The 11789-nt window shown below is 65.5% G+C and carries 13 protein-coding genes; 8 read left to right on the top strand and 5 right to left on the bottom strand.

From position 1 onward, the window contains the following. Positions 1–147: 147 nt before the first annotated feature. Positions 148–642, top strand: coding sequence for a hypothetical protein (locus tag ACFPPB_RS14015; RefSeq protein WP_377328124.1), 495 nt, complete (start codon positions 148–150; stop codon positions 640–642). A 42-nt stretch (positions 643–684) separates the two neighbouring features. On the opposite strand, the gene metG is transcribed toward ACFPPB_RS14015, so the two are convergent. After that, complete coding sequence (metG, locus tag ACFPPB_RS14010; RefSeq protein WP_377328122.1) at positions 685–2793, bottom strand: methionine--tRNA ligase; 2109 nt, start codon at positions 2791–2793, stop codon at positions 685–687. 218 nt (positions 2794–3011) lie between these two features. Between metG and ACFPPB_RS14005 the strand changes: the two genes are divergently transcribed. From ACFPPB_RS14005 to ACFPPB_RS13995, 3 genes are read left to right on the top strand one after another with little or no spacing between them, the layout of a single operon-like run. Next, a complete protein-coding gene (locus ACFPPB_RS14005; protein ID WP_377328120.1) occupies positions 3012–4175 on the top strand; it encodes an MFS transporter in 1164 nt (387 codons plus the stop codon). Positions 4176–4200: 25 nt separating this feature from the next. After that, positions 4201–4863: an HAD family hydrolase gene (locus tag ACFPPB_RS14000; protein ID WP_377328118.1), complete on the top strand. Its 663-nt coding sequence runs from the start codon at positions 4201–4203 to the stop codon at positions 4861–4863. After that, the gene (locus ACFPPB_RS13995; protein WP_377328116.1) at positions 4856–5650 is read left to right on the top strand and encodes a DeoR/GlpR family DNA-binding transcription regulator; all 795 of its coding nucleotides are present in this window, start codon (positions 4856–4858) and stop codon (positions 5648–5650) included. The genes ACFPPB_RS14000 and ACFPPB_RS13995 overlap by 8 nt, the downstream gene beginning before the upstream one ends. Positions 5651–5733: 83 nt before the next feature. On the opposite strand, the gene ACFPPB_RS13990 is transcribed toward ACFPPB_RS13995, so the two are convergent. Next, positions 5734–6198, bottom strand: a complete 465-nt coding sequence (locus tag ACFPPB_RS13990; RefSeq protein ID WP_377328114.1) for a DUF2147 domain-containing protein — start codon at positions 6196–6198, stop codon at positions 5734–5736. A gap of 162 nt (positions 6199–6360) precedes the next feature. On the opposite strand from ACFPPB_RS13990, the gene apbC reads away from it, so the two are divergent. From apbC to ACFPPB_RS13970, 4 genes are all read left to right on the top strand, one after another. Further along, on the top strand, positions 6361–7455 hold the full coding sequence (apbC, locus tag ACFPPB_RS13985) for an iron-sulfur cluster carrier protein ApbC (RefSeq protein WP_377328112.1): 1095 nt from the start codon (positions 6361–6363) through the stop codon (positions 7453–7455). After that, positions 7452–7997, top strand: a complete 546-nt coding sequence (locus tag ACFPPB_RS13980; protein WP_377328110.1) for an NADPH-dependent FMN reductase — start codon at positions 7452–7454, stop codon at positions 7995–7997. Before apbC ends, ACFPPB_RS13980 begins: the two co-directional genes overlap by 4 nt. A gap of 189 nt (positions 7998–8186) precedes the next feature. Continuing rightward, positions 8187–8753: a dCTP deaminase gene (gene dcd, locus ACFPPB_RS13975; RefSeq protein ID WP_072761435.1), complete on the top strand. Its 567-nt coding sequence runs from the start codon at positions 8187–8189 to the stop codon at positions 8751–8753. 97 nt (positions 8754–8850) lie between these two features. Further along, entirely contained in the window at positions 8851–9324 is a 474-nt protein-coding gene (locus tag ACFPPB_RS13970) for a hypothetical protein (protein ID WP_377328108.1), read from the top strand. A gap of 106 nt (positions 9325–9430) precedes the next feature. Here the strand turns inward: ACFPPB_RS13970 and pcp are convergent, their stop codons facing one another. The 3 genes from pcp to ACFPPB_RS13955 are packed head-to-tail and all read right to left on the bottom strand — an operon-like array spanning position 9431 to position 11772. Beyond that, positions 9431–10087: a pyroglutamyl-peptidase I gene (pcp, locus tag ACFPPB_RS13965; RefSeq protein ID WP_377328106.1), complete on the bottom strand. Its 657-nt coding sequence runs from the start codon at positions 10085–10087 to the stop codon at positions 9431–9433. Positions 10088–10105: 18 nt separating this feature from the next. Next, positions 10106–11074 (bottom strand): 5-oxoproline transporter, DUF979 family subunit, encoded by a 969-nt coding sequence (locus ACFPPB_RS13960; RefSeq protein WP_377328104.1) that lies wholly within the window; start codon positions 11072–11074, stop codon positions 10106–10108. Between the two features lie 2 nt (positions 11075–11076). Next, positions 11077–11772, bottom strand: coding sequence for a DUF969 domain-containing protein (locus ACFPPB_RS13955; RefSeq protein ID WP_377328102.1), 696 nt, complete (start codon positions 11770–11772; stop codon positions 11077–11079). Positions 11773–11789: the final 17 nt, after the last annotated feature.

Genomic DNA, 11789 nt, shown 5'->3' with positions numbered 1-11789 from the left:
AGCGTTCGTCCTGGCTCAGGTGCGTGTAGCTCAATGTGCAGTTCCACTTGGCGGTGAAGCTGCGCAGGCTACCGCACCTGCGCTACTTCCCGGGGCTGGAGTGATGCACTTCTAAATTGAATCCGCCGGCGAACGAGTCAAGCCATCGTGCGGCTCATCGAGCGCGCGCGGGAACTCCGCGCAGAAGGTCGTGAGGTGGAGGTCTTCACGACGGTCCCCGAATATCCCGGCGATACGGCCGTCAAAAAGGCAGGCGGTTTGAATGCCTATCGAAGCGCGGGGATGGCGCAGGCCATCCACACCGAAGTTCAACACGGAGCAGCGCATTCGCTGGTGATGGCATTCGTGGGCAACGCACATAGTGCTTACGCAGGTCCCGCCCGCGGTAGTGAGGCCACGGTGACGGAGCGCTTGCTGTCGGACTCCCCCTACGTCGTGAATCTGGACCTGCGTGGCGGTTCGGCATGGGGCTGCGCGCCCGACGGTTGCGGTCCACATGCGCTGGTGGTTAAGGCCACGCCGGCAAAGAAAGGCGGCGTGCTTCGCAAAGCGCAGAACCGATCCGGCCAACCAACGCAGGTGTGGGTGCGGTTTCCGTTATTGACGCCGTCGCCGCCCGCCAAGCAGAAATCCCGTTCCTGAGTCGAAGGAACTGAAGACGAAAAGCATGCGCAGGCGCCGGGTTTAGCGGACGGTCGCGCCTGGCTTCGCACCCTGGTCGGCATCGAGCAGGAACAGGTCGCTGCCGCCGTCGCCGGCCGACAGGATCATGCCTTCGGACAGGCCGAAACGCATCTTGCGGGGGGCGAGGTTGGCAATGAAGACCACGTTGCGGCCGACCAGTTTCTCCGGTTCGCCGTAGGCGGCGCGGATGCCGGAGAAGATCTGTCGCGTGCCCAGCGGGCCGGCGTCCAGTTCGAAGCGCAACAGCTTGTCCGAACCATCGACGAATTCGCAGGCGCTGACCCTGCCGATGCGCAGGTCGAGTCGTGCGAAGTCGTCGATGGCGATCGTGCTCGGCGCTGCAACGGTTTCGTTGCCGGGGACATTCTCGTTCATGGACTTGCCCGCTTCCTTTGGCTTCTTGTCTTTTGCTGGCGCCGCAACGGGTTCTGGGGATGCGCCCATCGAATCCTTCGAGGCCTCGACCATCGCCTCGATGCGCTTGGGATCGATGCGGCCGAGCAGCGGCTCGAAGGCATGGATGGCGTGGTTGTGCAGTGCGGCGCGGGCGTCGTCGAAATCGGCGATCGGCGCGGCCAGGAATTGTTCGGCGGCGGTCACGGTGGCCGGCAGTATCGGCTTGAGCATGCCGGCCAGCAGCCGAAACGCGGTCAGCGCGAACGAACACACCTGGTGCAGTTCCTCGCGCCGGCCTTCGTCCTTGGCCATCGCCCACGGCGCCTTGGCGGCGATGTGGCCGTTGACCAGATCCGCCATCAGCACGAAGCGGCGGGTGACCTCGGCGAAATCGCCACTGTCGTACAGCGCGTCGATACCGTCGTAGTGTTCCAGCAAGCTGTTCCACAGCACGGTTTCCTGTTCACCGAACTGCGGCGCCAGGCGGTCGTCGAAGAACTTGTGCACGAAGCCCGCGGTGCGGCTGGCGATGTTCACCCACTTGCCGACCAGGTGCGAGTTGACGCGCTCCTCGAACGCCTTGAGATCGAGATCCACATCGACCGGCGCATCGCTGAGCATGGTGGCGAAGTAATAGCGCAGGAATTCCGGGTGGATGCCGGCATCGAGATAGGTACGCGCCTGGATGAAGGTGCCGCGCGACTTGGACATCTTGGCGCCGTTCACGGTCAGGTAACCGTTGACGTGCAGCGCGGTCGGCGTGCGGAAGCCGGCGCCGTGCAGCATCGCCGGCCAGAACAAGCCGTGGAAGTTGATGATGTCCTTGCCGATGAAGTGGTGCATCTCGGCGCTGCTGTCGGCGCCCAGGAAGTCGTCGAACTTCAGGCCGGTGCGGTCGCATAGCGCCTTGAAGCTGGCCAGGTAGCCGATCGGCGCATCCAGCCACACATAGAAGAACTTGCCCGGCGCGCCGGGGATCGGAAAGCCGAAGTACGGCGCGTCGCGCGAGATGTCCCAATCCTTCAGGCCGCCGTCCAGCCATTCCCGCAGCTTCGCGGCGACGCCGCTGTTCGCCACCGGCCTGCCATGGGTGAACTTGCCGGCGAACCAGTCGCGCAGCAGTCCGTGGAACTTGCTCAGCTCGAAGAAGTAATGCTCCGAATCGCGCAGCACCGGCGTGACGCCGGACATCACCGAGTACGGATTGATCAGGTCGGTCGGCGCGTAAGTGGCGCCGCAGTGCTCGCAATTGTCGCCGTATTGGTCGGGCGTGCCGCAGTTCGGGCAAATGCCTTTGATGTAGCGATCCGGCAGGAACATCTGCTTTTCCGGATCGAACAGCTGCTTGATGTTGCGCCTGGCGATATAGCCGGCATCGCGCAGCCGCGTATAGATCAGCGAGGCCAACTCGCGGTTCTCGTCCGAATGCGTGGTGTGATATTGGTCGAAGCTGAAGTTGAAATCGGCAAAGTCGGCTTCGTGGCCCGCACGGATGCCCGCGATGAATGCTTCCGGCGACATGCCGGCTTTCTCCGCGGCCAGCATGATCGGCGTGCCGTGGGCGTCGTCCGCGGCCACGAAATGCACCTCGCTGCCCATCATCCGCTGCGCACGTACCCAGATATCCGTCTGGATGTAGCCCAGCATGTGGCCGAGGTGCAGCGGGCCGTTGGCGTAGGGCAGGGCGTGGGTGACGAGCAGGCGGCGACTCATGGCAGACAGACACTCCGGAATGACTGCGTATTATGGCATGCGGGGCCTGCGGTTGGCCGTATATGAGGGCTCGCGCAGGTTATGGACCCCAACGGAGTGAGATGACGGCACTCATTCGCGGTGGCCTGCCGGCTGCGCGAAGTGCCTCTATTTCGATTTGCACGATTTAGTGTATTTGTTTACATTTATACGCGTTTTGAAATAGACGGACCGGACCAATGAACGTGCTGAGTGGATCAATCCCGGCGGGACGAGCGCAGCTCGGGGCGGCTGCCCGCGCCACCCGGCTGATCTTCCTGACGTCCGGCATCGGCATGGCCAGTTGGGCGCCGATGGTGCCGTACGCCAAGGCCCGGCTGGGGTTGGACGATGCGGATCTCGGCCTGGTGTTGCTGGCCTTCGGTGGTGGCTCGATGCTGTCGATGCCGCTGGTCGGCTGGTTGACTCATCGCTATGGCAACCGCAAGGTGATCAGTGTGGCTGGGCTGATGTTGTGCGTGGCGATCCCGCTGCTGGCGATCGTGCCGAACGCGGCGGCGCTTGCCGCAGTGCTGCTGTATTTCGGCGCGATGCTAGGCGCCGTGGACGTGGCGATGAACGCACACGCGGTCGAGGTGGAGCGGTGCGACGGTCGCGCGCTGATGTCGGGCTTCCACGGCCTCTTCAGCATTGGAGGCCTCGCCGGTGCCGCCATCATGAGTGCGCTGCTGGCGCTGGGTCTGACGTTGTGGACCAGCGCGCTGACCATTGCGCTGCTGCTGGCGCTGATCGTGCTGAGCCAGCGCAGCAGCCTGCTTCCCGGCGTGGACGATGCCGCTGAATGGTCGGCGACTTTCCGTCTGCCGCGCGGGCTGGTGCTGCTGCTCGGCGTGCTGTGCTTCGTCAGTTTCCTGGCCGAGGGTTCGATGCTCGACTGGAGCGCCGTGTTGCTGCGCGACTTCCGCGGTTTCTCCGCGGCCTCCGCCGGCATCGGCTACGCGTGTTTCTCGGTGGCGATGGCAGCCGGCCGGCTCGCCGGCGACCGCGTGGTCGGGCGGCTGGGTCCGGTAAGCGCTGTACGCATTGGCGCCAGCACGGCGGCGATCGGATTTCTGCTGGCGGCGATGGCGCCGTGGCCTGCCGCCTCGCTGTCCGGTTTCGTGTTGATCGGCCTGGGCGCATCGAACATCGTGCCGGTGATGTTCAGTGCGGCGGGGCGCCTGCCGGGCAATCCGCCGGCGATCTCGATCGCCGCGGTGACCATGCTGGGCTACGCCGGCCTGCTCAGCGGTCCGGCGCTGATCGGTTTCATGGCGCATGCCAGCAGCCTGCCGGTGGCGCTGGCGGCGGTTGCCGCGATGTTGCTGCTGGTGGCCGGCTCCGCCCGGATCGTGCGGCGCTGAATATCTACACCATGAGGATGACGACATGAGCGAGCGTGGAACCATGCATGCGGCACCGGACACGGTGATCTTCGATCTGGGCGGCGTGCTGATCGACTGGAACCCGCGCTATCTGTATCGCCAGCTGTTCGATGACGAGCAGGCGATGGAGCGGTTCCTGGCCGAGGTCTGCCATTCGCGGTGGAACGAGCAGCAGGACGCCGGACGTCCGTGGGACGAGGCGATCCGGCAGCTGAGCGCGGAGTTTCCCGAACATGCGGCGCGGATCGCCGCCTATCGCACGCGCTGGGACGAGATGCTGAGCGGTCCGATACACGACAGCGTGGCGATCCTCCACGAGCTGCGCGAGCGCGGCGTGCGCCTTTACGCATTGACCAACTGGTCGAACGAGACGTTTCCGCTCGCCTACGAGCGCTACGCGTTCCTGCACGTATTCGAGGGCATCGTGGTGTCCGGAGCGGAGCGGATGATCAAGCCCGATCCGGCCATATTCCACGTGTTGCTGAATCGCTACGGGGTCGATCCGGAACGGGCCGTGTTCATCGACGACGCCCCGCGCAATGTGGCGGCGGCGGCGAAGCTTGGCTTGCATGCGCTGCACTTCCGCGATGCCACGGCACTGCGCGCGGAACTGGCCGCGCTGGGACTGCTCGACGCCGCGTCGCGGGAGACGTACCAGGATGGCTAAGACGAATCCCGCCGAGATGCTGCCGCAGGAGCGCCAGCAATGGATACTCGATCGGCTGCGCCAGAGCGGACGCGTGGTGGCGGTGGAGCTGGCGGCGGAATTTGCCGTGTCCGAGGATTCGGTCAGGCGCGACCTGCGCGAGCTGGCCGCGCAAGGCCTTTGCAAGCGCGTTTACGGCGGCGCGCTGCCGCTGTCCGCCATCGTCGCGCCGCTCAAGCAGCGGCGACAGGAACATGCAAGCCGCAAGCTGGCGCTGGGACGCAAGGCGGCGACCCTGGTACGGCAAGGCCAGGTCCTGCTGATCGATGCCGGCTCCACCAACGCGGCGATCGCCGCCGCGCTGCCGCGGGATTTCGGCCTGACCGTGGTAACCAATGCGCCGGACATCGCGCAGATATTGCTGGAACGCGAAGGCTTCGAGATTCTGCTGATCGGTGGCCGGATCGACGCGCGGATTGGCGCGGCCGTCGGCGCGCAAGCCGTGCAGGAGATTCAGCGGGTACGTGCGGATATCTGCTTTCCCGGTGCCTGCGCGGTCGATGCGGTCGGCGGCCTATGGGGTTTCGACAGCGAGGAAGTCTTGCTGAAGCGGGCGATGGTTGAGGCCAGCGGCGAGACCGTCGTCGTCGCGACCAGCGACAAGCTGGGCACCGTGGCGACGCACCGGGTGGCGGGCATCGCCGAAGTGCAGCACCTGGTGGTCGAGCACGATGCCGGTCGTGCGCTGCGCGCGGCATTCGTGGCGCATGGCGTAACTGTGCATCGGGCCGATGCGGCAGTCGCGTGAGTCCGGCGGGCTTGTCCGCGACCAATGAGAAACCCCATGCGGGTGCATGGGGTTCGGCGTGACAGGAAAGAGTTCGACTGGCGTTATTCCTGCCGCTCCCAGATCTGGCTGCGGCCGAGCAGGGCGAAGCCGATGTAGCCGTGCACATCGAGCTTCTGGCCTCCGTTGTTGAGGGTGAGCTTCACCTTGTAGATCTTGCCGTTTTTCGGATCGAGGATCTTGCCGCCGTCCCACACGTCGTCGTCCTTGCTGACGCCCCACATGATGGTCATGCCTTCGATCGGCTTGTCCTTGCGCTCGCCATCGCACTTGCGGCAGATCGGGTGTTCTCCGTCCCTGGCGATCTCCTCCGGGCTCAGGTTCAGCACCTTGATGACCTTGGCCTGCAACTGGCCATTGGATTCGGTGATCTCGATGATCGACTTGGCCTTGCCCGAGACATCGTCGATCTGTTTCCAGGTACCGACCGGGGTGTCGTTGGCGGCGAAGGCGGTGCCGGCGCCCAGCAGCAAGCCGGTGGCGATGGCGAATCGGAACAGTGACTTCATGGTGTCCTCCCGTACGAAAGCGTATGGATGAAGCCTGCCGAGGCCTGTCGGGGGCGTCAAGCTGCAATGCGCCATGTCCATCCGGCGATCGGACTGACCTGAATCAGATGGCTTCGCGACATGGCTGGCATAATGCGCACTCTCTCCATCGTCCGAGCCCACATGACACAGGCGAACGAAGCCCTGGTCCGCCGCATTCTTGGCGACCTGACCGATACTCATACCGGCGCACCGCTGGCCGAGGTGGTGCGCGCGGTCGGCGTGGACGGGGCGAAGGTGTCGGTGGACCTGCAGCTGGGCTATCCCGCCGCCGGTGCGATCGACAGCATGACCGCCCGTGTGCGCCAGGCGCTGGAAGCCGATCCGGCGATCGAATCGGCGGCCGTCTCGATCACCAGCCGCGTCCACGTGCACAAGGTGCAGGGCACGCTGGGGCCGTTGCCGAACGTGAAGAACATCATCGTGGTGGCGTCGGGCAAGGGTGGCGTGGGCAAGTCCACGGTATCGGCGAATCTTGCGCTGGCGCTGCAGGCCGAAGGCGCAAAAGTCGGCGTGCTGGATGCCGACATCTACGGCCCCAGCCAGCCGACCATGCTGGGGGTCAGCGGCAAGCCTGGTTCGCCCGATGGCAAGAGCATCATCCCGATGCAGGCGCACGGCATGCCGGTGATGTCGATCGGCTTCCTGGTGGAAGCGGACACGCCGATGATCTGGCGTGGCCCGATGGTCACCCAGGCGATGATGCAACTGCTCACCGACACGCGCTGGGAGCAGTTGGACTATCTGATCGTGGACCTGCCGCCGGGCACTGGCGACATCCAGCTCACGCTGTCGCAGAAAGTGCCGGTGGCCGGCGCGGTGATCGTCACCACGCCGCAGGACATCGCACTGCTGGATGCGCGCAAGGCGCTGAAGATGTTCGAGAAGGTCGAGGTGCCGGTGCTGGGCGTGGTGGAGAACATGGCCACGCATATCTGCTCGAACTGCGGCCATGAGGAACACGTCTTCGGCGAGGGCGGCGGCGAACGGATGTCCACACAATACGGCGTGCCGTATCTGGGTTCGCTGCCGCTGGATATCCGCATCCGCGAGCAGGCCGACAGCGGCAACCCCACCGTGGTGGCGATGCCGGATTCCGAGCTCGCCGCGCGTTACCGCGAGATCGCCCGCAACGCCGCCGGCCGGTTGTCGCGGCAGCCGCGCAACAAGTCGCTGGGGCTGGGCAAGATCGTGGTGCAGGGTGCGCCCGCGGCATGAGGGCGACGACGCGCCGCGTGCTTTGCCTGTCCGGCAGCCTGCGCCGCGTGTCGTCGAATACCGCCGCGCTGGAAGCCGCGCGGCGGCTTGCCGCGCCGGGGCTGGAACTGGTGGGCTACAGCGGACTGGGCGTATTGCCGCTGTTCAACCCGGATGATGACGTCGAACCGTTGCCGGCCGCGGTGCTGGCCTTGCGCGAAGCCGTCGGCCGCGCGGATGCGTTGCTGATCGCCTGTCCTGAATATGCGCACGGCGTACCTGGCGCGTTCAAGAACCTGCTCGACTGGCTGGTCGGCAGCCTGGAGTTTCCGGGCAAGCCGGTATTGCTGCTGAACAGCGCCGCGCGCGGCTCGTACCATGCGCAGGAAGCGCTGGACGAAATCCTGCGCACCATGTCCGCGCAATTGCTGACGACGCACCCATGCAAGGTGTCGTTGCCGGGCGCGGGCTGCACGGCAGAGCAGGTGCTGGCCAGCGCGGACCGCTGCGCGGAATTGCGCGCCGCACTGGATAACCTGGCCGACATTCCACCCCGCTTGTAGGAGCCCGCTAGCGGGCGATGCTCTTGCTCTGATGGTGGGTAGGAAAAATCAAAACAAGAGCATCGCCCGCTAGCGGGCTCCTACCGGGACAGGCGAGCGATCGGCTGGCGCAGCGATGCCCTGACCATGTATTTTCACCGCTTTGCGCCCGGCTCGCCCGGGTCGCCCGCTACCGACACCGGAGACCGCGTGAGCATCAAATCCGACAAGTGGATACGTCGCATGGCCGAGAGCCACGGCATGATCGAGCCGTTCGAGGCCGGCCAGGTCAAGTTGCGCGACGGCCAGAAACTGGTGTCTTACGGCACCTCCAGCTACGGCTACGACGTACGTTGCGCGCGCGAGTTCAAGATATTCACCAACATCAACTCCACCATCGTCGACCCGAAGGCGTTCGACCCGACCAGCTTCGTCGACGTCGAGGCGGATGTCTGCATCATTCCGCCCAACTCGTTCGCGCTGGCACGCACGGTCGAGTACTTCCGCATTCCGCGCCAGGTGCTGACGATCTGCCTGGGTAAAAGCACTTACGCGCGCTGCGGCATCATCGTCAACGTGACGCCGCTGGAGCCGGAATGGGAGGGTCACGTGACGCTGGAGTTCTCCAACACCACGCCGCTGCCCGCAAAAATTTACGCCAACGAAGGCGTGGCGCAGATGCTGTTCCTCGAATCCGACGAGGAATGCGAGACCAGCTACAAGGATCGCGGCGGCAAGTACCAGGGCCAGCAGGGCGTGACTCTGCCGCGCACTTGAGCGCGTGCCTGAACGGCGCGTGCGGGCGGCGCTCCGATTGCCGCGACCCGGCGTTACACTCCACCCGATTGAACCGAATGATTTCCAGGAGACCTGCATGATCCGTTTTTCCACATGGCTGACGCGCGCCACCGCCGCGATCATGCTGGGCAGCACACTGCTGCTTGCCGGTTGCCATTTCGGTGGCACCAAAGGTGTCTCCACGGCCTCGATGCAGGGGCAGTTCGACGCCACCATCCAGGCCTACAAGGAAGGTCAGTTCCTGGTCGACGGTGCCGTGCTGTCGGCGGTCGATCTCGGCAGCCATTTCGCCTATCTGAAGGATCAGGGCAAGTTGCCCAAGACCGTGCTGCTGGAGAACAGCGACGATTCGAAGATCCGCAAGCTGCACCTGCAGTATCTGGCACGCCTGCAGCTCGATTACGGGTTCCACGCGTACTACGACAAGAAGGGCACGCTGACCGAAATCAACCCGCAGGACACCAAGGCACGCGCGCTGCAGGATCACCAGGAGCGCGCTCCGACACAAGCTCCGCCGCCGCAGGATCATACGGGCAGCAGCCAGTACTGATTTCGGCAGTCCCAGCGTACGGACTTTCCATCGAAAGCCCGCGGAGCGATCCGCGGGCTTTTTTGTGGGTGACGAATCCCGGTGAGGTCGTCGGCAGGTGTTGCACTCAGTCGAGCGCGCCGGCGCCGAGCCTTCGATCGACCGGCGTGGCGATCGCCGTGCGAAGTGCGATCTCCAGGCAGCGCACCACGTCGGCCAGCGCCATGCTGGCGCTGCCATGTCGCTGTGCGGCCTGCACCGGCAGGTACGGGATGTGGATGAAGCCGGCGCGCATTCCGCGCCGCTTCGCCGCCAGATGCAACATGGCGTAGGCGATGTGGTTGCAGACATAGGTGCCGGCGCTGTTCGATATCTCCGCGGGCAGGCCTTGCGCATGCAGTGCGGCCAGCATCGCCTTGATCGGCAGCGTGCTGAAATAGGCGGCAGGTCCGCCGGCAATCACCGGCTCGTCCACCGGCTGCACGCCGGCGTTGTCGGGAATGCGAGCATCCTGCAGGTTGATCGCCACCCGCTCGATCGACAGCTGCCGGCGGCCACCGGCCTGGCCGACGCCGAGCAGGATCGCCGGCGCCTGTTCGCGCACCGCCGCCTTGAGCATGCGCAGCGAGCCCGCAAACTCCGTCGGCAACTGCAGCGCCACGATCCGATGGCCGCCGATGCGCCTGCCATGCAGCGCGCGCACGGCTTCCCACGATGGGTTGATGCTTTCGCCGCCGAACGGATCGAAGCCGGTCAACAGGATGCGAGGGATGGGTGCGTTCATATTTGCCTCGTCGCTCATTCAGCGGAATACCAGCAGCCACATCAGCACGAAGGTGATGGCCAGGATCGCCAGCGCGCTCCACACCTGCGCCCGTATCACTCCATACGGACTGCGCAGTTCCAGCAGCGCCGCAGGCACCAGGTTGAAGTCGGCCGCCATCGGCGTCAGCAAGGTACCGCAGTAGCCGCACAACATGCCCATCGAGCCGAGTATCGCCGGATGCGCGCCGTGCTGATGGATCAGCAGCGGCAGACCGATGCCGGCCATCATCACCGGAAACGCCGCGAACGCATTGCCCATGATCACGGTGAACAGCACCATGCCCAGCGCGAAGGCGAGCAGGCAGGCGAAGGCGCTGCCGGTCGGCAAAAACGTACCGGCCAGCGCGGCGATCGCCGCGCCCACGCCGCTTTGCGTGAACACCTCGCCCAGCGCCGCCAGCAGCAGCGGCAGCAGTGCCGCCCAGCCGATCGCGTCGAGCAGGCGCCGGCCTTCGGCCACGCCGTCAAGCATGGGTGCATGCGCTACCTGGGCCGCCGCGAACAGCGCCACCAGGCATGCCAGCGCCAGTCCGGTCAGGGTCATCTGCGGTGCCGCGAACACACCATGGCCGGCAACGATCAGATGTGCGCCGAACAATGCCACCAGCAAGGTCACCAGCGGAATCAGCAGGGCGGGCACGAACAGCTTGTGGCCGAGCCGGACGGCCGACTGCAGGCGTTGCGCGGCGCTGCTGCTCTCGACGTGCGCATGCCGATGCAGCCGTGGCGCCAGCAACGCCAGCACGATCACCCCGATACCGGCGAGTTGCGCGGGCAGCGGGTTCCCGCTCGCCTGCTGCGACAGCACGTAGTCGCCACCGCCGAACAACGTGCCGAGTACGAGCCAGAACGCTGCGTGCCAGCCGTGCCGTTCGCGCAGGTTGCGCAAGCCGGTGTAGAGCAGGAAAGCGGCGATCAACCAGTAGGCGTATTCGATGTGAAGCATGTTCAGCCCGCCGCTTCGGTGCGTGCGCTGGCGGCACGGCGCTGCAGCCGGCGCTGGTACAGCCAGATCCGCACGGACTGAATGACGAAGGCCGCGATCGCCGTAGGCAGTGCCCACCACGCGATCGACAGCGGAGTCAGCTCGATGCCGTGCTGCGAGTAGAAACTCTGGATCAGCAGCACCGCACCGAGCGCGATGAATACGTCCTCGCCGAAGAAGCGGCCGATGTTGTCGGTGGCGGCGGCCACGGCGCGCAGCTCGTCGCGATCGGCATCGTTCAGCGTGGGCAGGATCTTTTCCACCGCCGCTTCGCCCATCGGCGCGAGCAGCGGGCGCACGGTCTGCGCGGGACCGGCCACGCCGGTGAGCCCGAGCATGGCCAGCAGCTGGCGCAGCAGCAGATAGCCGATCAGCAGCCGCGCCAGGGTCAGCCCATGCAGGCGGGCCATCCAGCGTTGCGCGTGTTCGCGCAGTCCGGCCCCTTCCAGCAAGCCGATCACCGGCAGGGTCAGCACGAAAATCAGCAGCATCCGGCTGGAAACGAAGCTCTTGCCGAGCAGGGCAAGCAGGGCCGGTATCGTGAAACCGGCGAGCAGGGCGCTGCTGATCGCCGAGGTGACCACCACCAGCACCGGGTTGAAGCGCAGCAGAAAGCCGATCACGATGACGGCGACGCCGAGCAGCGGCCAATAGTTCATGAGTGGTTTCCGTCGTG

Source organism: Rhodanobacter terrae, from assembly GCF_042657005.1.
Lineage (GTDB): Bacteria > Pseudomonadota > Gammaproteobacteria > Xanthomonadales > Rhodanobacteraceae > Rhodanobacter > Rhodanobacter terrae.
The sequence above is the reverse complement of the archived record's forward strand: the minus strand, read 5'-3'. Positions and strand labels throughout refer to the sequence as shown.